At 72.1% G+C, this 25,240-nt stretch carries 18 protein-coding genes and 1 tRNA gene; 15 read left to right on the forward strand and 4 right to left on the reverse strand.

Annotation, left to right across the window (positions count from 1 at the left end):
- The first annotated feature begins 49 nt into the window (after positions 1-49).
- From ACFXKZ_RS06780 to ACFXKZ_RS06805, 6 genes are all read left to right on the forward strand, one after another.
- Positions 50-955, forward strand: coding sequence for a fumarylacetoacetate hydrolase family protein (locus tag ACFXKZ_RS06780; protein ID WP_379997117.1), 906 nt, complete (start codon positions 50-52; stop codon positions 953-955).
- Between the two features lie 99 nt (positions 956-1,054).
- Entirely contained in the window at positions 1,055-1,852 is a 798-nt protein-coding gene (locus ACFXKZ_RS06785) for an Asp/Glu racemase (protein ID WP_379997119.1), read from the forward strand.
- A 178-nt stretch (positions 1,853-2,030) separates the two neighbouring features.
- Positions 2,031-3,545: a histidine kinase gene (locus tag ACFXKZ_RS06790; protein ID WP_379997121.1), complete on the forward strand. Its 1,515-nt coding sequence runs from the start codon at positions 2,031-2,033 to the stop codon at positions 3,543-3,545.
- Positions 3,546-3,658: 113 nt separating this feature from the next.
- Entirely contained in the window at positions 3,659-4,990 is a 1,332-nt protein-coding gene (locus ACFXKZ_RS06795; RefSeq protein ID WP_379997123.1) for a serine hydrolase domain-containing protein, read from the forward strand.
- Between the two features lie 179 nt (positions 4,991-5,169).
- Positions 5,170-6,717 carry an MFS transporter gene (locus ACFXKZ_RS06800; protein WP_379997125.1) on the forward strand — a complete coding sequence of 516 codons (1,548 nt, stop codon included), beginning with the start codon at positions 5,170-5,172 and terminating at the stop codon, positions 6,715-6,717.
- A 117-nt stretch (positions 6,718-6,834) separates the two neighbouring features.
- A complete protein-coding gene (locus tag ACFXKZ_RS06805) occupies positions 6,835-7,281 on the forward strand; it encodes a hypothetical protein (protein ID WP_379997127.1) in 447 nt (148 codons plus the stop codon).
- A gap of 350 nt (positions 7,282-7,631) precedes the next feature.
- On the opposite strand, the gene ACFXKZ_RS06810 is transcribed toward ACFXKZ_RS06805, so the two are convergent.
- Positions 7,632-7,718: transfer RNA gene (locus ACFXKZ_RS06810), tRNA-Leu, on the reverse strand.
- A 199-nt stretch (positions 7,719-7,917) separates the two neighbouring features.
- Here ACFXKZ_RS06810 and ACFXKZ_RS06815 point away from each other — a divergent pair.
- From ACFXKZ_RS06815 to ACFXKZ_RS06830, 4 genes are read left to right on the forward strand one after another with little or no spacing between them, the layout of a single operon-like run.
- On the forward strand, positions 7,918-9,561 hold the full coding sequence (locus ACFXKZ_RS06815) for a TIGR02677 family protein (protein ID WP_379997129.1): 1,644 nt from the start codon (positions 7,918-7,920) through the stop codon (positions 9,559-9,561).
- Positions 9,558-10,898, forward strand: coding sequence for a TIGR02678 family protein (locus tag ACFXKZ_RS06820; RefSeq protein WP_379997131.1), 1,341 nt, complete (start codon positions 9,558-9,560; stop codon positions 10,896-10,898). The genes ACFXKZ_RS06815 and ACFXKZ_RS06820 overlap by 4 nt, the downstream gene beginning before the upstream one ends.
- The gene (locus ACFXKZ_RS06825) at positions 10,895-15,025 is read left to right on the forward strand and encodes a TIGR02680 family protein (RefSeq protein ID WP_379997133.1); all 4,131 of its coding nucleotides are present in this window, start codon (positions 10,895-10,897) and stop codon (positions 15,023-15,025) included. The genes ACFXKZ_RS06820 and ACFXKZ_RS06825 overlap by 4 nt, the downstream gene beginning before the upstream one ends.
- Entirely contained in the window at positions 15,022-16,281 is a 1,260-nt protein-coding gene (locus ACFXKZ_RS06830) for a TIGR02679 family protein (RefSeq protein WP_379997135.1), read from the forward strand. The genes ACFXKZ_RS06825 and ACFXKZ_RS06830 overlap by 4 nt, the downstream gene beginning before the upstream one ends.
- A 68-nt stretch (positions 16,282-16,349) precedes the next feature.
- Here ACFXKZ_RS06830 and ACFXKZ_RS06835 read toward each other — a convergent pair whose 3' ends face one another.
- The gene (locus tag ACFXKZ_RS06835) at positions 16,350-17,306 is read right to left on the reverse strand and encodes an NAD-dependent epimerase/dehydratase family protein (RefSeq protein ID WP_379997137.1); all 957 of its coding nucleotides are present in this window, start codon (positions 17,304-17,306) and stop codon (positions 16,350-16,352) included.
- 97 nt (positions 17,307-17,403) lie between these two features.
- On the opposite strand from ACFXKZ_RS06835, the gene ACFXKZ_RS06840 reads away from it, so the two are divergent.
- Entirely contained in the window at positions 17,404-17,613 is a 210-nt protein-coding gene (locus ACFXKZ_RS06840; RefSeq protein ID WP_026218136.1) for a helix-turn-helix domain-containing protein, read from the forward strand.
- A complete protein-coding gene (locus ACFXKZ_RS06845; protein WP_379997139.1) occupies positions 17,613-18,188 on the forward strand; it encodes a Clp protease N-terminal domain-containing protein in 576 nt (191 codons plus the stop codon). The genes ACFXKZ_RS06840 and ACFXKZ_RS06845 overlap by 1 nt, the downstream gene beginning before the upstream one ends.
- 125 nt (positions 18,189-18,313) lie before the next feature.
- Here ACFXKZ_RS06845 and ACFXKZ_RS06850 read toward each other — a convergent pair whose 3' ends face one another.
- Together ACFXKZ_RS06850 and ACFXKZ_RS06855 are read right to left on the reverse strand one after the other, a co-directional pair.
- The gene (locus ACFXKZ_RS06850; RefSeq protein WP_379997141.1) at positions 18,314-20,779 is read right to left on the reverse strand and encodes a Tex family protein; all 2,466 of its coding nucleotides are present in this window, start codon (positions 20,777-20,779) and stop codon (positions 18,314-18,316) included.
- 401 nt (positions 20,780-21,180) lie between these two features.
- On the reverse strand, positions 21,181-21,759 hold the full coding sequence (locus tag ACFXKZ_RS06855) for an Lrp/AsnC family transcriptional regulator (RefSeq protein WP_379997143.1): 579 nt from the start codon (positions 21,757-21,759) through the stop codon (positions 21,181-21,183).
- A gap of 200 nt (positions 21,760-21,959) precedes the next feature.
- On the opposite strand from ACFXKZ_RS06855, the gene hppD reads away from it, so the two are divergent.
- From hppD to ACFXKZ_RS06870, 3 genes are all read left to right on the forward strand, one after another.
- Positions 21,960-23,039, forward strand: a complete 1,080-nt coding sequence (gene hppD, locus ACFXKZ_RS06860) for a 4-hydroxyphenylpyruvate dioxygenase (RefSeq protein ID WP_379997334.1) — start codon at positions 21,960-21,962, stop codon at positions 23,037-23,039.
- A 107-nt stretch (positions 23,040-23,146) separates the two neighbouring features.
- Positions 23,147-24,349 carry a homogentisate 1,2-dioxygenase gene (locus ACFXKZ_RS06865; protein ID WP_379997145.1) on the forward strand — a complete coding sequence of 401 codons (1,203 nt, stop codon included), beginning with the start codon at positions 23,147-23,149 and terminating at the stop codon, positions 24,347-24,349.
- Entirely contained in the window at positions 24,346-25,218 is an 873-nt protein-coding gene (locus ACFXKZ_RS06870) for a hypothetical protein (RefSeq protein WP_379997147.1), read from the forward strand. Before ACFXKZ_RS06865 ends, ACFXKZ_RS06870 begins: the two co-directional genes overlap by 4 nt.
- Positions 25,219-25,240 lie beyond the last annotated feature (22 nt).

The following is a 25,240-nucleotide window of genomic DNA, read 5'->3' on the forward strand; positions in this document are numbered from 1 at the left end:
CGAGGCGCCGCGACCGCGCCGCCCGGACGCAAGACAGTGAGGACACCCCATGCGCCTGGTCACCTACACCGTCGGCGACTCGTCGCCCCGCCTGGGCGCCGAGGACGGCGCGCACGTGACGGACCTGGCCGCCCTGGCCGCCGCCGCGGGCGTCGAACTCCCCGGCGACCTGCTGTCGTTCGTCCGGGCGGGCGCCGACGCGCTCGACACCGCGCGCGAACTGCTCGCCGGCGCGCCCGCCGACCGCCCGGCCGGCACCGTGCACGCCGGCGGCGAGGTGCGGCTGCTCGCGCCGCTGCGCCCCGGGAAGATCATCGGCATCGGACTCAACTACGTCGAACACGTGGCCGAGTCCAGTCGCACCCTCGACACCGCGAAGGAACTCCCGGACCGTCCGGTGCTGTTCGGCAAGCCCGCCACCGCGGTCACCGGCCCCGGCGCGCCGATCCTGCACAACGCGGACCTGACCGCACAGCTCGACTGGGAATGCGAACTCGCCGTGGTGATCGGCCGAACCGCCTACAAGGTGAGCGAAGCCGACGCGTGGGACCACGTATTCGGCTACAGCATCATGAACGACATCAGCGCCCGGGACCAGCGCCGCTCCGGGCAGTGGTTCTTCTCCAAGGGTCAGGACTCCTACGCCCCGTTCGGCCCGGCCGTGGTCACCGCCGACGAGATCCCCGACGCACAGAACCTCGACCTGTCGCTGCGGGTCAACGGCGACGTCAAGCAGAAGTCCAACACCCGGCACATGTTGTTCGACATCCCCCGGCTGATCGCCGACATCTCGTCCGGGATGACCCTGGAGCCCGGCGACGTGATCTCCACCGGCTCGCCGTCCGGGGTCGGCGCGGCCCAGGTCCCGCCGCAATACCTGCGGCCGGGCGACGTGGTCGAGGCGACCGTCGAGCGCATCGGCACGCTGACCAACCCGGTGATCGACGCCCGCTGACCCGAACCCGCCCCGCCCGCTCGCTCTTTTCGGCACCGGCATCCCCGGCACCGGCATTCCCGGCATCAGCATTCCCGGCACCAGCAGGAGGCCCCTCCCGTGCGTCAACACCCCTACCGCGTCGGCCAGATCGTGCCGAGTTCCAATGTCACGATGGAAACCGAGGTGCCCGCGATCCTGCGGGCCCGCGAGACGGTCGCCCCGGAGCGCTTCACGTTCCACTCCAGCCGGATGCGGATGACCCACGTCACCCCCGAGCAACTGGCCGCGATGGACGCCGATTCCGACCGGTGCGCCGTCGAACTGTCCGACGCGCGGGTGGACGTGCTCGGCTACGCGTGTCTGGTGGCGATCATGAGCATGGGACTCGGCTACCACCGGGTCTCCGAGGAACGCCTGCACGGGCGCACCGTCGAGAACGGCGCGCCCGCGCCCGTGGTCACCAGCGCCGGCGCCCTCGTGCACGGGCTGCACACCATCGGCGCGCGCAAGGTCGCGCTGGTCGCGCCGTACATGCTGCCGCTGACCCGCACGGTGGTGGAGTACCTCGGGCACGAGGGGATCGAGGTGCTCGATTTCGAGGCGTTGGAGATCCCGGACAACCTCGACGTGGCCGCGCACGACCCGCTGCGCCTGCCCGACATCGCGGACCGACTCGAACACGCCGACGCGGACGCGGTGGTGTTGTCGGCGTGCGTACAGATGCCGTCGCTCGCCGCGATCGAGGACGCCGAACAGCGGCTGGGCAAGCCGGTCGTCTCGGCGGCGGTGTGCACGGTGCACCAGATGCTCCGCGCACTCGACCTGCCGGCCTTCGCGCCGGGCGCCGGACACCTGCTGTCGGGGGCCTTCGCCGACGCGCCCCTGGGGGCGGGCAGCGCGGCGGCGGGGGCCTGACCCGCGAGCCTTCCGCGGACCCTCCGCGCCCCGGCCCCGCGGTGTGCGGATCCGGGGCGCAGAGGGCATATCCATGGGGATTCACGCGCCGCACGTAGCGGGCGGTATTGCGGCGATTCGTGCGTATTCCACCACAGTGGAATACTGGCACGCCGTTCCCCATGGAAGGAGGCCCCGGATGGGCTTCGGCCCCGACTCCTGGGCCGCGCTCGGCCGGGCCGTCACCGGGCGCGACCTCGCCGTCACGACATCGACCCCGGGGTCGGCCCCCGGCCGGTGGACATTCCTCGGCATCACCCGGGCCGACCTCGTGATCTGCCTGGTGGCGGCGGCCGTGGACACCTTCGGGTTCCTCATCACCATGCCCTCCGCCGGACCGGGGGAGCGGGTCGTCGGCACGCTGTTCATGCTCGCGTCGGCCGCGAGTCTGCTCGCGCGCCGCCGGTCGCCGATCGGCGTGTTGTCGTTCGTACTCACGTTGGTGGTGGTGCTCAACGTGCTCCTGGCGGTGCCGCAACGTTTCGGTATCGCGCTGGCCGTCGCGTTGTACACGGTCGGCCTGGCCGGTCGGACCCGGACGGTGGTGCTCGCGGCCTTGGCCACGCTGGCGGCCACGGCGTCGGGATATCAACGCGCGTCGGAGTCCTTCCTGTGGCTGTTCAGCGGCGACCTCGTGGCGGTCCTCCTCGTGCTCGGGGTCAGCGCCGCGGTACGGCACTGGCAGGGGCAGGTCGAGGTCAACCGCGCGCTGCTGGCAGAGCGGGCGCTGTCCGACGAGCGCCGCCGGATCGCCCGCGAACTGCACGACATCGTGGCGCACCACATCACCACGATGCACCTGATGTCCGGCGGTGCCCGGGCCAGCCTGGACCGCGACCCGGAGGCGGCCCGCGCCGCGCTGCTCACCCTGGAGGCGTCCGGCCGGGTCGCGCTCGGCGAGATGCGGCAGTTGCTCGGTGTACTGCGCAGCGACCACGACCCGGACCAGGCGGCCTCGGTGGCCCCGCAGCCCGGCGTGGACGACCTGGCCCGGCTGATCGCCGAATCCTGCCTGGCCGGGCTGCCCACCGAGCTGCGCGTGCTGGGCGCGCCGCGCACGCTGCCGCTGCCGGTGGGGCTGGCGGTGTACCGGATCACCCAGGAGGCGCTGACCAACGCCCGCAAGCACGCGGGGGACGGGGCGACGGCGACGGTGCGGCTGGAATACCTGCCGGGGGCGGTCGCCGTGGAGATCCGCGACGACGGGGGCGGCGAGGTGGTCGTCGGCGACCATGCGATGACCGGTGGTGGGCACGGGCTGGTCGGGATGCGTGAGCGGGTGGCGGTGCACGGCGGGTCGTTCGAGGCGGGGCGGGTGGCCGACGGCGGATTCCGGGTCGCGGCAATGTTGCCGCTGGCGGGGGAGGAGCCGGAGCCGGCGCCCGCGCCGACGCAGCCGGCGGGTGCCGGCCCCACGTCCGAGCCTGAGCGGCTGGCCCGGCTCAGTCCGGCCGAGGTGGCGCTGCTGCGCCTGTTCGCGACCGGCAAGGCCGACGGCGAGATCGCCGCGGCGATTCGGGTGGAGCCGGCCGGTCTGGAGCGACGGGAGGCGGACCTGCTGACCAAGCTCGACGTGCGGGACCGGGCCCAGGCGGTGGTCGTGGCGTACGAATCCGGCCTGGTCCGGGCGGGGCAGGGCGACCGCGACCGCTGATTGTGCGTTCGCACGAACACCGGCGCTCGGGTTCGTTGTCGTGGCCATCAGCAGCGGGGCGCCGTCCGCGTAGCGTGCCCGTACGCCTCCGGACTCCCGTGAAAGAAGGCCTCATGACCGGAACCGTCGTCGACACCGCGCACTGGAACGCCCGCCTCGCCGAGCTGATCGCCGAATACGACGTGCCGGGTGCGAGCCTCGCGTTCTGGCACGGCGGCGAGGTGCACAGCTTCGCCGCCGGTGTGCTCAACCAGGACACCGGTACGCCCGTCTCGATCGACTCGCTGTTCCAGATCGGCTCGGTGAGCAAAGTCTGGACCGCCACCCAGCTGATGCTCCTCGCCGAGCAGGGCCGGCTCACCCTGGACACCCCGGTCGTCGACCTGCTCCCCGAGTTCAAGGTCGCCGACGCCGAGGTGACGAAGTCGGTGACGGTGCGGCAGCTGCTGACGCACACTTCCGGCATAGACGGCGACCTGTTCCTGGACACCGGGCGCGGCGACGACTGTCTGGAGAAGTACGTCGCGGCCTGCGCGGACCTGACCCAGAACCACCCGATCGGGGAGAGCTTCTCCTACTGCAACACAGGCTTCGTGATCGCCGGCCGGATCGTCGAGCGGCTGACCGGCAAGACCTGGGACGCGGCGCTGCGCGAGCAGATCTGCGAGCCCCTGGGCCTGACCCACACCTGGACGCTGCCCGAGGACGTGCTGCGCTTCGGCGCGGCGACGGGGCACGTGGAGGACGGCAAGCCGACCTCCGTATGGGGCCTGCCGCGGGCGATGGGGCCGGCCGGCCTGATCTGCGCGCGGGCGAGCGACGTGGTCGCCTTCGGCCGGGCGCACCTGGGTACCGAGCTGCTGGCCGAGCCGACGGGGATGACCGAGCCGCAGGTGGACCTGCCGAACCCGTACACGCTGGCGCCGCAGTGGGGGATCGGGTGGATCCTCGACGAGTGGTCCGGCCACCGGGTGATCATGCACGCGGGCAACACCATCGGCCAGTCGGCGATGTTGTGGGTGGTACCCGACACCGGCACCGTGGTGTGCCTGTTGGCCAACGGCGGCGAGACCTCGGCACTGCAACGCGCGCTCGGCGGCGAGCTGTTCGCCACGCTGGCCGGCATCACCATGTCGCCGCAGCTGGGCCCGCCGCAGACCCCGGTCGAGGTGGACGTCGAGCAGTACGCCGGCATCTACGAGCGGGTGGGCAACCGCACCACCATCTCGGTCCGGGACGGTCGGCTGCACATGCTCATCCAGACCACCGGCGAGCTGGCCGACATCTCGCCGGACATGGAATTGACGCTCACCCCGGTCGACGAGACCACGTTCGTCGGGCAGCGCGAGGGCGCCACGTTGTGGGACAACGTGGTCTTCTACCGTCTCGCCGACGGCAGCCAGTACCTGCACATGGGCGTGCGCGCCACCCCCAGGACGTCCTGACCCCATTCCACCGCGCGGGTTCGCCACCCCGACCCCGCGCGGTGCCCGGTGGTGGGCCGGCCGGTGCGGGTTTACGGTCGAACGAGTGGGTCCGTTCCGTACGGCCCGCACCGCAGGCGGGCGTCGCCTCGACGCCTCGACGCCTCGGCCGGCAAGCCCCTCGCCTCGCAGGACACACCATGGCGCATCCGAACGCGACACCCTCGCAGACCGCCGCCGCACCGAAGCGAAGCGGCGGCAACGGCGCGGCGCTCGCGGTGATCGCCTCCTGCCAGTTGATGGTGGTCCTGGACATCACCATCGTGAACATCGCCCTGCCGCACATCCAGCGGTCGTTGGACTTCTCCACCACCGGCCTGTCCTGGGTGCTCAACGCTTACACGCTGACCTTCGGCGGGCTGCTGCTGCTCGGCGGGCGCGCGGGCGACATCCTGGGCAGGCGCAGGGTGTTCATCTTCGGCGTGTTGTTGTTCGCGGTCGCCTCGTTGCTCGGCGGACTCGCGCAAAGCGCCCCGGAGTTGCTCGCCGCCCGCGCGCTCCAGGGCGTCGGCGGCGCCATCGCCTCGCCCACCGCGCTCGCCCTGATCACCACCACGTTTCCCGAAGGCCCGGCCCGCAACCGGGCGTTCGGGGTGTTCGCGGCGGTCTCCGCCGGTGGTGGCGCGATCGGGCTGCTCGCGGGCGGGGTCCTGGTCGAGTGGCTGAACTGGCGGTGGGTGTTCTTCGTCAACGTGCCGATCGGGGTGCTGCTGGCGCTGGCCACGCCGCGCTACATTCGGGAATCCGAGCGCCATCCGGGGCACTTCGACCTGCTCGGCGCGCTCACCTCCACGCTGGGCATCAGCTCGCTCGTCTACGGCTTCATCCGGGCCGCGCAGGAGGGGTGGCGCGACGCGTTCACCCTGGGCGCGTTCGCGGCGGCCGTGGTGTTGCTCGCGCTCTTCATCTCGATCGAGCGCAACTCGCGGCAGCCGATCACCCCGCTGAAGATGTTCGCCGACCGTAACCGGGCCGGTACGTACGGCATCATGTTGTGCCTGGCGGCCGCGATCTTCGGGATGTTCTTCTTCCTGACCCTGTGGGTCCAGGACGTGCTGGGCTTCAGCCCGCTCCGGACCGGGCTCGCGTTCCTGCCGATCAGCGCGGTGATCGCGGTCGGCGCGGGATTCGCCTCGCAGCTGCTGCCGCGCTACGGACCCAAGCCGTTCATGGTCGTCGGCGCGCTGCTCGCGGCGGCGGGGCTGGGCTGGCTCACCCGGACCGATGTGCACAGCACCTACCTGGGCAGCATCCTCGGGCCGACGCTGGTGTTCGGCGTGGGCATGGGCATGCAGTTCGTGTCCCTGACGCTGATGGCGGTCTCCGGTGTGCGGGCCCGCGACTCGGGCGCGGCCTCCGGGCTGCTCAACGCGATGCAGCAGGTGGGCGGTTCGCTCGGGTTGTCGATCCTGGTCACCGTGTTCGGCACGGCCAACCGCAACGAGGCCAAGGACCAGGTCCCGGCCTTCCTCGCCCAGGCCACCCCGGCGCAGCGGGCCGAGTTCGACCGCACCGGTGTGCTGCCCGCGCCGTGGAGCGACCAGGTGCTCACGAGCGGCGTCTCCGCGGCCTTCATCGTGGCCGCGATCTTCGCGGTGGTCGCCGCGGTGATCGCCCTGTTCGTCATCCAGGTCCGCGCCTCCGACCTGGAACGCCTCCAGGGCTCCGGCCAACCCCCTCCCGGCTGACCGACGACGTATTCGCCCGACCGGCCGCGCACCGGCCCGCCGCTGCGCGACAATGCGTACACGGCGTATCACTCGCGTAGCGGCAACGACGACGGGGGCCCGATGGAAGCCGAACTGATGACGCTGGCAGCATCCGGAGCAACCACGATGGTGGGCCTGATGGTCTCCGAATCCTGGACCCAGGCCCGCAACCGCCTGACCGCCTTCTTCACCAGAACCGGCTCCGAACCATCCACCACGGAACACGAACTCGACGCCGCTCAGGGCGAGTTGACCACGGCCCGCGCAGAGGGCAACGACATCGTGGCGGCCGACATCGAAGCCGAATGGCGAACCCGCCTGCGCCGAGCCCTCCAGGCCGACCCGACAGCGGCAGCCGACCTACAAGCCCTACTCGACGAACTGACCCCACTCACCGGGACACCCACCACCACCCAGGTGACCAACACCATCACCGGCGGCACCCAACACGGCCCGGTCCTCCAGGGCCACAACTTCTCCGGCGTAACTTTCCACGCGCAAACCCCACCCCCCTCCGAAAACCCCCCACCACCCCAACCCTGACCAACCGGCCCCCGGGCCGGTGTCCCGCCCGGCGTTCCATCGGTCGATCAGAATCCCGTGCAGCGGCTTGTGCCACGCCCCTGGTCCGTGTTGCGCGGGGTTCAGCGGACCCCATCGACGCGTGTCCACACGCGCAATCGTCGGCGTAGGCGAGACTCGCCCGGCTACACCCATGAGCCGCTACGGCAGGCGTCGCTCCGAAGGCACCGAGGTACTTGCCGCTTCGAGGGGGAACCGGCTTATCCTCGGGTCGCTCATCCGACCTGGGAAGTCTCGGCCCGGTTGGTCACATGGTTGGTCACACCATGGGGCGGAAAGCAGAAAAACCCCTGATCAACAGGGGTCTCTCGTGGTGTCCGAGGGGGGACTTGAACCCCCAAGCCCTTTCGGGCACTAGCACCTCAAGCTAGCGCGTCTGCCAATTCCGCCACCCGGACCGGGTGGTCGCCCTGTGGTTTGCGCGGCGACGTGGAGAACCATATCAAAGATCCGCAGGGGGGCCGGACCGGGGCGGATGTGGGGCTGACCTGGGGCTTGGGGGGTGGGCGGGTGGGGTGGGCTCAGGGGTGGGTGGGCGGGTTCGCCAGGGTGCGCCAGGGGCCGTTCGGGGGATGGCGTGCGGCACAATGGTTGGCGATGTCGAGTGACGACGAGGTCGTGAGTCGAAGGCCCTTCACCTACCTGACCGCGCAGCAGCACAGTGCGTTGTATCGGGCGATCATGGGGGTCTTCGTCGAGGCCAAGCAGCGGTTCCTGGTGCACCTGCGACCCGAGGACGTGCAGGCCGCGCTCGTGGATCGGGTGGAGCTTTCGGCGGTGGCCGCGGCGCTGGACAGTCTTGCCGGGTGGGGGAATCTGCGGGCGGACGCCGATACCGGGCGGGTGACGTCCGTGGAGGACTTCTATCGGCATCGGTACCTGTATCAGCTCACGCGCGAGGGTGAGGCGGTCGAGGAGGCGCTGAGCGCGTACGACGCGGCGCTCGGACGGCGTGGGGCGCTCCAGGCGGTGGCGCTGGCGGACATCGCGACGCAGTTGCGGGCGCTGATCGGGTTCGGTGCGGCGGAGCGGCTCGACGAGGGCAAGGTTCACCTCGCGCTGATCACCCTGACGCACCGGTTCAACGACCTCGCGGACAACGCGCGGGCCTTCATGGGGTCGCTCCAGCGCACGATCGACCTGCACGACGCCGATGTCGAGGTGTTCCTGGCCTACAAGGATCGCCTGATCGACTACCTGGAGCGCTTCATCGCCGATCTGGTCACGCGTGGTGCGCAGATCGCCGGCCTGCTGGACGAGTTGGGCGACCCGCGCCGGGACGACGGGCCGCTGCGGCGACTCCTGGTCGGTGCCGCCGAGCGCGAGGCGGGGGACGCCGCGCCGGATCCGACCGTCGTGGACGCGGAACCGGAGGGTGCGGAGGCCGCCGCGCGCCTCGCGCTGTACGAGACGTGGGTCCGGCGCTGGCTCGGCCTGCGGGCGTGGTTCATCGCCGAAGGCGGGCACGAGTCGCAGGCACGACTGTTGCGCAGTCGTGCGCGCAGCGCGGTGCCGCAGTTGCTCACCGTGGTCGGCGTCCTCAACGAGCGCCGCGCGGGCCGTTCCGATCGGTCGGCCGACTTTCGGGCCCTCGCGCTCTGGTTCGCCCAGGCTCCCGACGACGCGGCCCGGCATCGACTGTGGCGCTCGGCCTTCGGATTGCACGCCGCCCGGCACCTGACGGTGGACGCGCAGACCCTGGCGGCCCGGGAACAGGATCCGCCCGCCGCCGGCACCCCGTGGCACGATGCCCCGCCGATCCACATCAGTCCGCAGTTGCGCAAGACCGGATCGTACGAGCGGCGCGGCAAGCCCAACCGCGTCGCGGACCGATCCGACGCACGCCGATTTCTCGCCGAACACGCGCACCGCGAACGCGTGCAACTCGCGGCGGCGCGGACCCTGCTCGCCACCCACGGGGTGACCCGGCTCGGTCGGCTGCCCGAACTGGATCCCGTCACCTTCGGCCTGTTCCTGCACCTCCTCGGTGACGCGCTCGCGCTCTGGCGCCCCGAGACCACACATGTGGTCGCCACCGGCCACGACGGCTCGATGGAGATCCACCTCACCCTGCCCGACGACGACGCGCGGGCCGAAGTACACACCACCGTCGGGGTGTTCAGCGGCCCCGACTTCCTGATCGAGATCATCGACCTCGGCGAGCCCGGCGAGCGCGGCGACCTCGGCACGGTCGGCGAACCCGGTATGACCGACCCCGATACGGAAGAGATCGGCGCATGAGCAGGCCACCCGGAACGACCGCGCTGGGATCGGCTCTCGACGAGGACCGCCGGGTCAAGCGGCGCCGGGCCGCACGAGCCCTGCTGCGCACACCCCTGCTGCGTGCTCGGGGCGATGGCGGCGAGGAGTTCCGGCTCGTGCAGCAGTTCGCCGCCGAGCTGCGGCCCTGGTTCGAACGCAATACCGGCTGGCGGCTGTACGTGGACGCCGAGGTGGCGCGCCTGTACAAAGTCCCCGCCGATTCCCGCTCGGCCACCCATCCGGCGCGCGATCCACGCACGAAACTGCCCTTCGGGGCCCGCAGGTACGTGCTCGTGTGCCTCGCGCTGGCCGCGTTGGAGCGATCGGATCACCAGATCGCACTCGGGCGGTTGGCCGGACAGATCGTGATCGGCGCCGCCGATCCGGCGCTGGGCGCGGCCGGTGTGGAGTTCACGCTGGAAAATCGCGAGGAACGCGCCGACCTCGTGGCCGTCGTCCGGCTGCTGATTCGCCTCGGCGTGCTGACCCTGGTGGCCGGTGATGAGGAGGCGTATCTCAAAGCCACGGGGGACGCGTTGTACGACGTCGAACGCCGCGTGTTGGCCGGGCTGCTCAGCTCCCGGCAAGGCCCCTCCACGATTTTCGCCACCGCCTTCGAGGACCGACTCGCGGCGCTCGCCGACGACTCCGTGCTCGACAACGACGACCTGCGCAACCAACGTATCCGCCATCACCTCACCCGTACGCTCCTGGACGACCCGGTCCTGTACTACGCGGACCTGCCCGACGCCGAACTCGCCTATCTCCAAAAGCAGCGTCCGCACATCACCGGCGCCATCACGGAGTTGACCGGCCTCGTCGCCGAAGTACGCGCCGAGGGCATCGCCATGGTCGACCCCGACGACGAACTGACCGACGTCAAGATGCCCGACACCGGCACCGACGGGCACGTGACCCTACTGCTCGCCGAACGCCTGGCCGCCGGAGCCGGTGCCGGTACCGGTGCCAATGCCGGAGCCGACACCGACACCGCGGCCGACACCGCATCCGCCCGGATCGTCACCCTCGCCCAACTCCACACACTGGTAAGAGAGTTCGCCCGTGAACACGGCGGCTACTGGCGCAAGGCCGCGACCGAACCGGGCGCGGAGCACGAACTGGTCGAACAGGCCGTGGGCCGATTGACCGCCCTCGGACTGCTCGCCCGAACCCACGACCACGAGGGCGCACCCGCCGTCGTCGCGCTGCCGGCCCTCGCCCGCTACGCCGTCGGCGAGACCGTCCTCCTCGAACCAGGAGCCAGGGCACCCGGCCCGCGTACCCGGCGAACCGCACCGAAGGGCAGCCGCCGATGAGCCCGATCCTGCCGCACCCCACCCGCGAGCGATGGCAACCGCTGCGCACCGGCCTGGTGGACCTGTTCCACTACGACGTCGAGGAGTTCCACTTCCGTGACGGACGGCTGCTGCTGCGCGGAAACAACGGCACCGGCAAGTCCAAGGTGCTCGCCCTGACCCTGCCGTTCCTGGTCGACGGCGACCTGTCCGCGCATCGGGTCGAACCCGACGGTGATCCCCGCAAGCGGATGGAATGGAATCTGCTCCTGGGCGGCGAGCACCCGCACAGCGAACGGCTCGGCTACACCTGGATCGAATTCGGCAGGCGCGCCGACGACGGCACCGTCGAATTCCGCACCCTCGGCTGCGGGCTCAAGGCGGTGGCGGGCCGAGGGGTGGTCCGGCACTGGTACTTCGTGACCACACAACGCGTCGGCGAGGACCTGTCGTTGATCGACGGCACCCGCACCGCGCTGACCAGGGACCGCCTCACCGAGGCACTGGCCGGCCACGGGCTGGTCCACGACCAGGCGGCCGGCTACCGCCGGGCCGTGGACGACGCGCTGTTCGGCCTCGGGGAACAGCGCTACGCCGCGCTGGTGGACCTGCTCATCCAACTGCGCCAACCGCAACTGTCCAAGCGGCCCAGCGAGAAGGCCCTGTCCAAGGCACTCACCGAAGCCCTCGCGCCGATGGACCAGGCGGTGGTCGCCGACGTCGCCGAGGCGTTCCGCAGTCTCGACGAGGACCAGGCCCGGCTCGCCGCGATGGCCGAGACCGAACAGGCGGCGACCACGTTTTTGACGCACTATCAGCGCTACGCCAAGGTCGCCTCGCGTCGGCGGGCCCGCGCACCGCGCAGCGAACACGCCCGCCACGACGCGCTGCGCGCCGAATTCACCCGGGCCGGCGACGAGGAGGCCGCAGCCGAACTACGGGTGGCGGCGGCCGAGGAACTGATCTCCGAGTGCACCGCCGAGGCCGCCCGGCTCCAGGCCAAGGACGAGGCACTGCGCGCGGGACCGGAGATGCGCAGCGCCCGCGAACTCGACCGGGCCGCCGAAGCCGCGCGTGCCGCCCGGGCGGACGCGACCCAGGCCGAGGAGGACGCGCGGCGCGCGAGCGAGGACGAACGGCGCGCGAGCGAGCGCGCGGACGGCGCCGGCGCGCGACTGACCGTCGCCGTCCGCGAAGTCGCCGCCGTGCGCCGCGAGGCCGCCGACGCGGCGGCGCAGGCGATACTGACCGCCGCACACGCCGAACACGTGGCCGCCGCGCCAGCCGACGAACCCCGGGTGCGTCGGGCCGCCGACGATCTGGTGGACCGCCGCCGGCGCACCGTCGAACTCCTGGCCGGGCTGCATCGCGACGCCGAGCGGCTCGCCGGCGTCCGCACCGTCGCCCGGCAGCGACTGGCCGACATCGAGGCCGAACTCGCGGCCCAGGCCGAGGAGCACGAGCGCTGCGCCGACGTGACGCGGGCCGCGAAGCGGTCCTTCGTCGCGGCCGTGCAGGCGTACCTGGCCGAGTGCGCCGAACTGCGACCGGCGGATCCGCTCGGCCTGCTGGACGAACTCACGGTGTGGGCGGACACGTTGGCCGGTCCCGACCCGGTCCGTGTGGCCACCGACGCGGCGGCGCGCGAGCGACACGCCGTGCTCGCGGCGCAGGCCGCCGCCGTGGCCGGCGAACTGCGCGACGTCGACGGGCAGGCCGGGCGGCTCCGGGCCGAACTGGCCGACCTGCGCGCGGGCGGGACCCGGCCGCCGCGCCCGCCGTACACCCGCGACGACACCACGCGCACGGCGCGCCCGGGCGCCCCCCTGTGGCGCCTCGTCGACTTCACCGACGCGGTGCCCGACGGCGCGGACCGGGCCGGCCTCGAGGCGGCCCTCGAGGCATCCGGCCTCCTCGACGCGTGGGTGGATCCGGACGGTACGGCCACCTCGGTGGGCACCGGCGAGCTGCTGGTCCGACCCGGGCCGCCCGTTGCCGGACCCACCCTCGGCGATGTGCTGAGCCCGGCCGTGGACCGTGCCGACGAGCGGGCCGCCGCGGTACCCGACGCGATGGTGGGCCGCCTGCTGGCCGCCATCGGCTGGGGGCCGGACAGCGCCGCGGCCACCCGGGTCGCCGCGGACGGCACCTTCACCCTCGGCGTGCTGACCGGCCGCTGGACCAAGCCGAACGCCGAATACCTGGGTGCGGGCGCACGCGAGCGCGCGCGGCGGGCCAGGATCGAGGCCGTCGCCGCCGAACTGGCCGAACTCGACGTCCGGCGCGCGGACATCGTGGACCGAACCGCCGCGGTGACCACGCGTCAGCGCCGACTCGACGACGAACTGGCGGGCCGACCGGGCGACGAGGCGTTGCGCCGGGCCCACGCACAGGTTGCCGCCGCCGGCACCCGACTGGCCGCCCTCGACACCCGCCGCGCCGAACAGGAGCGGCACGTGGTGGCCGCGGCGACCCGCGCCGACGAGGCCGCCGACGAGGCCCGCCGCGCCGCCGTCGACACCGGCCTGCCCACCGCCCCGGAGGAACTCGCCTCGGTATCCGCCGGCCTGGCCCGGTATCGCGAGGTATTGGCCGCGCTGTGGCCCGCGTTGCGCGAGCACACCGCCGCTTCGGCCGCCGCCGCGAGCGAACGTGTGGAGGCCGAACGGGTCGCCGTACACGCGGGCGACCTGCGCGAACGCGCCGCGGTGGCAGAGCGTCGGGCCCTCGCCGCCGAGAGCGGCCACGAAACCCTCGCCGCCACCGTCGGCGCGGCCGTCGCCGAACTCCAACGCGAACTGACCGCGACCCGCCTGGCCCTGCGAGGGTGCGAGGACGCGACCCGACGCGCCCACCGCGAGCACACCGACGCGGTCAAGGCCGGCGGCGTCGCCCAGGGCCGTCGGGAACAACTGGAGCGCGACGTGGCCGAGTCCGCGCGCACCCGGGACGAAGCGGTGGCCGCGCTGCGCCGGTTCGCGAGCACCGGCCTGCTCACCGTGGCGTTGCCGGAACTGGAGGTGCCCGCACCGGACTCCGCGTGGGCCGCCGACCCGTCGGTGCGCTTCGCGCGCCGGATCGAGCGCGAGTTGGAGCAGATCGAGGACTCGGACCAGGCATGGGAGCGGGTGCAGCGGCGGGTCGCCGAGGAGTTGAAGAACCTCCAGGACGCCCTCGGCCGGCACGGCCACACCGCCTCCGGACACATGCTGGAGGACGGCGTCGTCGTCGACGTCCTCTTCCAGGGTCGCACCTCGACCGTGGCCGGGCTCGCCACCTCGCTGGCCGCCGAGGTGGAGGCGCGGCGGCGGCTGCTCTCGGCCCGGGAGCGAGAGATCCTGGAGAACCACCTGATCTCCGAAGTGGCCGGCACCCTCCAGGAGTTGATCGGCGCGGCGGAGCGCCGGGTGGCCGTGATGAACGGCGAACTGGCGGCCCGCCCGACCAGCACCGGGATGAAACTGCGGCTGGTGTGGCGCCCGGCCAAGGAGGCGCCGACCGGCCTGGCCGCCGCCCGCGCCCGGCTGCTGCGCCAGACCGCGGATGCCTGGACGGCCGAGGACCGCGCGGCGGTCGGCGAGTTCCTCCAGGCCGAGATCGCGCGGGTGCGCAGCCGGGACGCCGGCGGTACCTGGGTCGAACAGCTGACCACGGCCCTCGACTACCGTTCGTGGCACGAGTTCGGCATCGAGCGGCATCAGCACGGCCAGTGGAGCACCGCGACCGGCCCGGCCTCCGGCGGCGAACGGGTGCTCGCCGCCTCGGTCCCGCTGTTCGCGGCGGCGTCCTCGCACTACGCCTCTGCGGCCAACCCGTATGCGCCCCGATTGGTCACGCTGGACGAGGCGTTCGCGGGGGTGGACGACGACTCGCGGGCCAAATGTCTGGGCCTGCTCGCGGCCTTCGACCTGGACGTGGTCATGACCAGCGAACGCGAATGGGGTTGCTATCCCGAGGTGCCGGGTCTGGCCATCGCCCAGTTGTCCCGCGTGGACGACATCGCGGCGGTGCTGGTGACGCGCTGGGAATGGAACGGCGAACACCGGTTCCGCGCCGTCGATCCCGAGCCGATGGGATTGTCCGCGACGGTGCCCGCGCCGCGGCCCGGCGGCTCGGACGGCGCCACCCAGGACGAGCTGTGGACGTGAGCGGAACACACCTGGAGCGTCTGCTCGGCGGGCCGGACCTCGCCTGGCTGGTGGACCGGGCGCGCCACCGCCTCGAACACGCCCGTGATCTCGACGGATCGGTCACCCTCAAGATGCCTACCGCCGGACAACGGGCCGCGGTGGAACGGTTGTTGGGTCGACCGGCGCGTTCCGGTGGGTCGTTGTCGGTCGCGCTGCCGGCGGTCGATCGAATCCTGCGCGCATCGGGCGCATGCCCTGCGGGTCTCGCGGCGGCCGTCGAGATCCTGGCCGGCCCGGTGGTGCCGCGCCACGAGGTCGCCTCGGCGGAGCGCGGCGCCTGGGCGCACGCCTTCGGGCCGCTGGACGAACTGGTGGGCCGTCGACCCGAGTTGGCGCTCTGGGCGGCGGACATCCGGGCGTCCGGGTTGGTGCGGCGCGTGTGTGGCGGGCCCGAGGCGGCCCACCGCACGTTGACGGATGTCGCCGCGGTACTCGGCGAGTTGCCGGTCGAGGGCGAGCCGATCGGTGTCTTCGCGGCCCGGGTCCGTGCCGACGCGCACGCGCTCGACGAGGACCGTCCGTTGACCACTTTGGTGTTCGGGGCGGCGCGAGTCCTCGGCGGGATTCCGGCCGGCAGCGGCGCCGAGTGGCGGCGGGCGGTCTGGGCGGCGGTCGGGCTGCTCAAGGACGATCTGTCCAGCACGGTGCTCACCCTCGGGCTGCCCGGCGACGCCGCCTCGCCCACCGGGCGGGCGCTCGCCATCCTGAGCGCGGCCGGACAGCCGGCGGTGTTGACCTTGCGTCAGCTCGCCGGTGATCCGCCCGCGGCGTTGCCCGCGACGGCCGCGGTGTTCGTGTGTGAGAACCCGGCCGTGGTCGCGGCGGCGGCGCACGGGATCGGCGCCGATTGCCCACCGCTGGTGTGCGTATCGGGTCAGCCCGGAACGGCCGCGGTGCGGTTGTTGGCGGCGCTGACGGCCGATGGCGCGGTGGCGCGGGCGCATGGCGATTTCGACTGGGGTGGTCTGCGGATCGTGTCCGGTCTGGCCGGACGCGTCCGGGTCGAGCCGTGGCGATACCGGGCGTCGGACTACCTCACGGCCGTCGGCGCGCGGCCCGGTACCCCGCTGACGGGCACGCCGACGACCGCGGCCTGGGACCCCGAACTGGCCGACGCGATGCGGGAAATGGGCCGTCGGGTCGAGGAGGAGGCCGTGCTGGACGATCTGCTCGCCGACCTTCGGGCGACGGGGCGAACGGGTTTGCCGAGCTGATCGGCGACCGCGTACGCCGGGGTGGTCGGTGCCGGCCGGGTCGGGACCGCGCCGCCCGACCCCTCGGGCTACGCGCCGGCGAGCAGATCGGCTTCCTCCCGCGCCGACAGGCCGTGTGAGAGAGGGGGTTCGCCGCGTTGTCGGTCCCAGGCGCGGACGTCGGCCACCGTGACCGGGAGGGGGGTGGCGGGCATGCCGGCGGCTCTGGCCCGGGCGGCACTGCGTTGGCGGGTGGGCCATTGGGCTTGTGGCGTGACCAAGGGGAAGTGGGCCGGGGCCGCGTCGATGGGGATCGGGACGAGTTCGATGTCGGTGCCGGCCGCCTCGGCGCAGGTTTCGATCAGGGTGCCCAGCGTGGTGGGTTCGGCCGGGCCGACCGCGTGGAAGGCGCCCGGACGGTTGTCGGTCAGCAGGCGGGTGACCAGGTGGGCCAGGTCGCGGGAGTCGACCACCTGTACCGGCTGGTCGGGGTCGCCCGGGACGGCCACTCGGCCGCCGCGGGCGGCTCGGCGGACCCAGTAGGTGAAGGTTTCCTGGACGTCGTGGGGGCCGACGACCTTGCCGGGGCGCACGATCGTGGCGCGGTCGCCGTACCGGGCCAGGACGTCGTCCTCGCAGGCGACCTTGCACGGGCCGTATGTGTCGTTGTCGAGCTCCTCGGTGTCGCGCCGGGGCGGCCGGCGCGGGGTGTCCTCGTCCGAGCCGGGGCCGACGCCGGTTTGGACGTATACGGCGTGGCTGGAGACGAACAGGTAGCGGCCGACCCGGTCGCCGAGTGCGTCCATCGCCTGGTTCACATGGCGCGGGACGTAGCCGCTGACGTCGACCACCGCGTCCCATTCGCCGTCGCGCAGCGCCGCGTAGTCGCCGGTGTCGCGGTCGCCGATCAGCCGGGGCAGGTCCGGGAACAGGTGCGATCCCGTTCGTCCCCGCCCGAAAACGGTCACGTCGGCGCCTTCGCGCAGTGCGTCCTCGACGATCGCCCGACCCACGAACGCGGTGCCGCCCAATACAAGAATGCGCATGGTCGGCGACGGTATCGGCTCGGGCGACGTCGTGTGCCGAATATTCGAGTGTCAACTGTGGTTGACATGCGATGCGCGTCAACGTACGTTGACAGACATGACCGAAGCAACCGACCTCGCCAGTAGGGCGGGGGACCGTGATCCGCGCGTGGGCCTGCGGGCCGTGGCCGCGCTGCGGCGGCTGCTCGAACAGCTCGAGGCCGTGCAGGTGCGCAGCGCGCGTGTGCAGGGCTGGTCGTGGCAGGAGATCGCCGCCGAGTTGGGAGTAAGCCGTCAGGCAGTGCACAAGAAGCACGGGAGGAACTGATGTTCGAGAGGTTCACCGGCGACGCCCGCGCCGTCGTGCGTGGCGCGGGCGAACACGCGCGACGGGCCGAGGCCGGCGAGGTGGGGGAGGAGCACATGCTCGCGGCGTTGCTGGACGGGCAGGGTACGCCGGCGGCCGTCGCGCTGGCGACGATCGGATTCGTCGCCCATCGCGACGAGGTGATGGAGGCGCTGGCCCGGGCGCGCCGGCGCGGTGGGGTGTCGTCCGCCGACCAGGCCGCGCTCGCCGACCTCGGGATCGACGTGGACGAGATCGTGGCCAGGGTCGAACAGGTGCACGGTGAGGGCGCGTTGGCGATGGGGCCGCGACGCCGGCGGGTGTGGCCGTTCGGCGGTCGCTCGGCACCCGGGCCGTTCACGGAGGGGGCCAAGCGGGTGCTGGAGAAGTCGCTGCGGGAGGCGCTGGAGCGCGGGGACAAGCACATCGGCGACGAGCACATCCTGCTCGCGCTCACGTCCGGCCCGGGCGTGGTGGCCGACCTGCTCGCCGAATACGGGGTGACCCGCGTGTCGGTACTTCGGGCGCTGGTGCCGCCGGCGGCCCAGGCGGGTTGACGCCCGACGCGCCCGTACGCGATGCGGGGTACCCGCGCGCGGGCCGGGATGGGCGAGACGCGTGCGCGCCGGGCAGGCCCGAAGGCCCACCCGGCGCGCGCGCACGATCAGCCGAACAACCGCGCCTACTCGACCAGTCCGGCCCGCCGCAGCGCGTCCGCGATGGCGCCGCCACCGGCGGCGGGCGGCTGCGACCCACGGCTCTGCTTCGGCGGCGCGCCTCGGCGCCCCTGGCCACCGCCGCCCCCACCGCCGCCCTGCCCCTGCCGGGAGCCGCCCTGACCCTGGCCCTGCCGCGAACCCCCCTGACCCTGCCGCGAACCCCCCTGGCGCCCGTCCCCGGACGACCGCCCGTCGCGCCCCCCGCGCTCGGGCGCCTCGTCCTCCAGTCGCAGCGTCAACGAGATGCGCTTGCGCGGGATGTCCACGTCGAGCACCTTGACCCGCACCACGTCCCCCGACTTGACCACGTCGTGCGGGTCGCTCACGAACGTCTTCGACATCGCCGACACGTGCACCAGGCCGTCCTGGTGCACGCCGACGTCCACGAACGCGCCGAACGCGGCCACGTTCGTGACCACGCCCTCCAGGAGCATCCCGGGCCGCAGGTCGGACAACTTCTCGACGCCCTCCTTGAAGGTGGCCGTCTTGAACGCCGGCCGCGGGTCGCGCCCCGGCTTCTCCAACTCGCGCAGGATGTCGGTGACCGTCGGCAGCCCGAACTTCTCGTCGGTGAACGCCTTCGGGTCCAGCGCGCGCAACTTCGGCGCCGCGCCGATCAGGGTGCGGACGTCGCCACCGGCCGCCGCCACGATCCGGCGTACCACCGGATAGGCCTCGGGGTGCACGGAGGAGGCGTCCAGCGGGTCGTCGCCGGCCGGGATCCGCAGGAAGCCGGCCGCCTGCTCGAACGCCTTCGGGCCGAGCCGCGCCACGTTCTTCAGGTCGCGCCGGGTCTTGAACGGCCCGTTCGCGTCCCGGTGTTGCACGATGTTCTCGGCCAGCGTCGCGCCGATCCCGGATACCCGGGTGAGCAGCGGCGCCGAGGCGGTGTTGACGTCCACGCCGACCGCGTTCACGCAGTCCTCGACCACCGCGTCGAGCGACCTCGACAACTTCAGCTCGGACAGGTCGTGTTGGTACTGGCCCACGCCGATCGACTTGGGGTCGATCTTGACCAACTCGGCCAGCGGGTCCTGGAGCCGCCGGGCGATCGACACCGCGCCGCGCAACGACACGTCCAGGTCCGGGAGTTCCTGCGAGGCGAAGGCCGAGGCGCTGTACACCGAGGCGCCGGCCTCGGAGACCATCACCTTGGTCAGGCCCAACTCGGGGTGCTTGGCGATCAGTTCGGCGGCCAGCTTGTCGGTCTCGCGCGAGGCGGTGCCGTTGCCGATCGCGATCAGGTCCACCCGGTGGGCGGCGGCAAGGCGCGCGAGCGTGGCGATCGACTCGTCCCAGCGGCGGCGCGGCTCGTGCGGATAGATCGTCTCGGTCGCCACCACCTTGCCGGTGTCGTCGGTCACCGCGACCTTGACCCCGGTACGCAGGCCCGGGTCGAGGCCCATCGTGGCGCGGGTGCCGGCCGGTGCGGCCAGCAGCAGGTCGCGCAGGTTGGCGGCGAACACCCGGACCGCCTCGTCCTCGGCCTCCTGGCGCAGCCGACCGCGCAGGTCGATGCCCAGGTGCACCAGGATCCGGGTGCGCCACGCCCAGCGCACGGTGTCCGCGAGCCACTTGTCGGCGGGGCGGTCGCGGTTGGTGATCCCGAAGGTGTGCGCGATCGCCCGCTCGTACTCGGTCGGACCGTCACCCTCCTCGGCCGCGTCCGCGGTGGGGGCCAGCGTCAGATCGAGGACGTCCTCCTTCTCGCCCCGGAACATCGCCAGGATCCGGTGCGACGGCAGCCGGGTGAACGGCTCGGCGAAGTCGAAGTAGTCGGCGAACTTGGCGCCCGCCTCCTCCTTGCCCTCGCGCACCTTGGCCACCACGCGCCCGCGCGTCCACATCTTCTCGCGCAGCGCGCCGATCAGGTCGGCGTCCTCGGCGAACCGCTCGACCAGGATCGCGCGGGCACCGTCCAACGCCGCCTGCGCGTCGGCGACACCCTTGTCCGGGTCGACGAACGCCCCGGCCGCGGCGACCGGATCACGCGACGGGTCGCCCAGCAACCCGAGCGCCAGCGGTTCGAGGCCGGCCTCGCGGGCGATCTGCGCCTTGGTCCGGCGCTTGGTCTTGTACGGGAGGTAGATGTCCTCGAGGCGGGCCTTCGAATCGGCCGCCATGATCTGCGCCCGCAGCGCGTCGTCCAACTTGCCCTGCGCCTCGATCGCGGCGAGCACGGCTACCCGACGCTCGGCCAACTCCCGCAGGTAGCGCAGCCGTTCCTCGAGCGTACGCAACTGCGTGTCGTCGAGGGTCCCGGTCACCTCCTTGCGGTAGCGGGCGATGAACGGCACGGTCGCACCCCCGTCGAGCAACTCGACGGCCGCCCTGACCTGCCCCTCCCGAACCCCGAGCTCCTCGGCGATCAGCCGATGCACATCCTCCTGCGCACCCTGCTCCGAACCCTGCTGCCCAGACACCGACATCGTCACGTCCCGATCCACATCATCACCAACCATCCCCCGCCATTCTCCCGTCCCACCCACCCCGCTGTCGCGCAGCCCCACCGGGAAGGCGAGGTCGTCCTCACGCACGCGCGTGCGATCGACTACCGTCTGCATCGCCTCTCGGTCATGCCGAGTCATGCGACCTCCACGTGACGTGGCCCCGTGACGCGGTCGTGGTGTCTCCGGTCGACGGCGGTGCGCCTGTCCTCGGAAGCGGTCCGGGCGAGCGATGACGGGACCATCCGGTTTCGGGGCATTTCCGGCGCGGCTCGGCCGGTCGCGACCGGTTCGGGCACAAGCGATCCGATGCCCGGGGGCGAGAGCGATTTTCCCCCGTATCGAGCCGCCTCTCCGACGTACGGCGGTGCACAGCCCGAGGATCACTCCCCGCGTTCCGGCCGCTGATCCCGGCCACTGATCGCCGGCTGCGCCGAGTGGTCGCGGAAGGCGGGGACTCGGCTGGGGCGGGGGCGGTTTTGGGCTTCGAGCAAGGGGAGGGTGCGCATGGGGACCACCTCCGACAGGGCGATGACGCTCGTGGTGCGGACCACCTCGGGGATGCGGTTGATGTCGATCAGGATTTGTTGCAGGTCCTGATTCGACGTGGCGGCGATGCGGCAGTGCACGTCGCCGATGCCGGTGGTGCCGTACGCCTCCAGCACCTGGGGGACCGCGGCCAGCGCGGTGGCCACGCCCGACAGGCCGCCCTGGGCGATCTCCAGTGTGACGAAGGCCAGGACCGGGTATCCGGCGGCGACCAGATCCACCTCGGGGCCGTAGCCGGTGATCACTCCGGCCGCCTCCATCCGGTCCAGCCGGGCCTGGACGGTGGCGCGGGAGACCCCGATCAACCGGGACAGCTCCAGCATGCCGGCGCGCGGATGTTGCCGGCCCGCCCGAATGAGACGTACGTCCAACTCGTCCAGTGTGATGCGCGAATCCTGAAGATCGTCTCGCATATGGCTCTCTCACCTAAGCAATCTGTATAGCTCCTGGCCGAGATGTTGTCAGATGTTGCCAGCGGAAGTGTACTTCCGGCATCCGTTCCTTCCCGAGGGGATCGCCCGTCATGAGCACCTTCAACACCCTGGAAGACACCGACGTCCTCGTCGGCGCCGTCGAGCACGACCCGGCGGGCGACCCCTTCCCCGTCATCGCGATGGACCACGTCCGGTTCTTCGTGGGCAACGCCAAACAGGCCGCGCACTACTACTCCACCGCGTTCGGGATGACCTGCGTCGCCTACCGCGGTCCCGAGACCGGCTCTCGCGACGCCGCCGAGTACGTCCTCGTCTCCGGCAAGGCCCGCTTCGTGATCACCGGCGAGGTACACGCCGGCACCGAGATCGGCGCCGCCACCCACGCCCACGGCGACGGCGTCGCCGACCTGGCCATCGAGGTCCCGGACGTGGACAAGGCGATCGCCTATGCCCGCGAGCACGGCGCCACCGTCCTGGTCGAGCCGCACGACGACAGCGACGAGCACGGCACCGTGCGCAGCGCGGTCCTGGCCACCTACGGCCAGACCCGGCACACGCTGGTGGACCGCTCCGCCTACAAGGGCCCGTTCCTGCCCGGCTTCGTCGCCGCCGAGCCGCTGTTCCGCGGCAAGCCCGCCGCGCACCCCAAGCGCTACTTCCAGGCCATCGACCACTGCGTGGGCAACGTCGAGCTGGGCAAGATGGACGAGTGGGTGTCCTTCTATAACCGCGTCATGGGCTTCACCAACATGAAGGAGTTCATCGGCGACGACATCGCCACCGAATACTCCGCGCTCATGTCCAAGGTCGTCACCAGCGGCAACCACCGGGTGAAGTTCCCGCTCAACGAGCCCGCGATCAGCCGCAAGAAGTCGCAGATCGACGAATACCTCGAGTTCTACGGCGGCCCCGGCGTACAGCACATCGCGCTCGCCACCAACGACATCGTGGCCTCGGTGCGCGCGATGAGCGAGATGGGCGTCGAGTTCCTGTCCACCCCGGACAGCTACTACGACACCCTGGGGGAGTGGGCGGGCGAGACCCGGGTACCGGTCGAGACGCTGCGCGAACTCAAGATCCTGGTCGACCGCGACGAGGACGGCTACCTGCTCCAGATCTTCACCAAGCCCGTCCAGGACCGGCCCACCGTGTTCTTCGAGCTGATCGAGCGGCACGGTTCGCTCGGCTTCGGCAAGGGGAACTTCAAGGCGCTGTTCGAGGCGATCGAGCGCGAGCAGGAGCGCCGCGGCAACCTCTAGGCCGCGACGCGTCCGCCCGGCCGGCACGGCCGGGCGGACCGATACACGGGCGGGGACGGCGGCGCCGCGCACAGGGCGCGGGGAGCGGACGGAGGAGTCGGGCAGTCATGGCGTACTACCGCAGCGTGGGCGAGGTGCCGCCCAAGCGGCACACCCAGCACCGCCGCCCGGACGGCGGCTTGTACTACGAGGAGCTGATGGGCGAGGAGGGCTTCACGTCCGACTCCTCGCTGCTCTACCACCGCGCGATCCCCTCGGCCATCGCCGACGCGACCGTGTGGGAGGTCCCGGACCAGACGGTCACCGCCAACCACCCGCTCAAGCCCCGCCACCTCAAGCTGCACGACCTGTTCGCGGACAACGAGTGGAAGGCCGTCGACGCGGTCACCGGCCGCCGGCTCGTACTCGGCAACGCCGACGTGCGGATCTCCTACGTGGTCGCCGGCAGCACCTCCCCGCTGTACCGCAACGCGCTCGGCGACGAGTGCGTCTACGTCGAGTCGGGCTCGGGGACGGTGGAGACCGTCTTCGGCGCGCTGACCGTCGGCCCCGGCGACTACGTGATCCTGCCGCGCGCCACCACCCACCGGTGGGTGCCGAGCGGCGACGAGCCGCTGCGCGCGTACTGCATCGAGGCCAACTCGCACATCGCGCCCGCCAAGCGCTACCTCTCCCGGTTCGGCCAGCTCCTGGAGCACGCGCCGTTCTGCGAACGCGACCTGTGCGGGCCCGTACAGCCGCTCCTGGCCGAGGGCACCGACGTCGAGGTACTGGTCAAGCACCGCGGCCTGGGCGGCGAGATCGCCGGCACCCGCTACGTGTACCCCACGCACCCGTTCGACGTGGTGGGCTGGGACGGGTGCCTGTACCCGTACGTGTTCAACATCTCCGACTTCGAGCCGATCACCGGCCGGATCCACCAACCGCCGCCCGCGCACCAGGTGTTCGAGGGCCAGGGGTTCGTGATCTGCAACTTCGTGCCGCGCAAGGTGGACTACCACCCGCTGTCGATCCCGGTGCCGTACTACCACTCCAACGTGGACTCGGACGAGGTCATGTTCTACTGCGGGGGCAACTACGAGGCCCGCAAGGGCTCCGGGATCGGCCAGGGGTCGATCTCGCTGCACCCGGGCGGACACGCACACGGACCGCAGCCCGGCGCCTACGAGCGCAGCATCGGCATCGAGTTCTTCGACGAACTGGCGGTCATGGTGGACACGTTCCGGCCCCTGGGCGTCGGCGAGGGGGGCCTCGCGAGCGAGGACCCGGCCTACGCGTGGACCTGGGCCGGAAAGGCGCCGCGGACATGAGCACGGGCACGAACACGGACGCCGCAGGGCCCGAAGTGCCGCTGTTCGCGGGGTTGTGGGACGACGCGGCGCTGTTCCCGCCCGGAAACGCCCCGATGGCCGAGGCGGTACCCGCACACCGCGTCTACCGCACCGAATGGTTCGCCGACTTCGTCCGGCACTTCCTGGTCGGCGTCGCGCACCTGCCCGACCTGATCGCGCTCGCCGATCCCGAGGCGCCGCTGCGCGTGGTGCTCGTGGCGCCCGGCGGGCCGGCCACGGTGGGGCCCGCGGTACGCACCATCCTGGACACCCCCGGGTTGCTCCTGGAGGGCATCGAGGTCGCCGGCGACGGCGAGATCGGCAAGGCGGTCGCAGCGCTGCACGAACACCTGCCGGAGATGACGGCGGGCTACGTCGAGGTCCTCAAAGGCGCGGGCCTCGACGCAGACCTGGACAATCTCGCCGGCACGTACGGGCGGCCCAAGTTCCGCACCGGCGGCACCGCCGCGCACGCGTTCCCGAACGAGGCCGAACTGGCCGCGTTCGTACACGCGTGCCGAGTCCGCGAAATGCCGTTCAAGGTCACGGCCGGGCTGCACAACGCCGTGCGGCACACCGACCCGACCACGGGTTTCGAGCACCACGGTTACCTCAACCTGATGCTCGCCACCCACCACGCCGTCGCCGGCGCCGAACCGGACGCGCTCGCGGACCTGCTGGCCATCCGCGACAGCGCCGAACTCACCCGCATGGCGCACGGTCTCACCGTGCCCGAGCGCACCCGCCTGCGCGGCTACCTGACCTCGTACGGAACCTGTAGCGTCGCCGAGCCGCTCCAGGACGCGCTCACGCTCGGCCTGCTCGGCCAACCCCCGCACACGCGCTAGCCCGCACCACCGCGACCGATCC

Origin of the sequence: Embleya sp. NPDC059237 (assembly GCF_042754105.1) — a bacterium.
GTDB lineage: Bacteria > Actinomycetota > Actinomycetes > Streptomycetales > Streptomycetaceae > Embleya.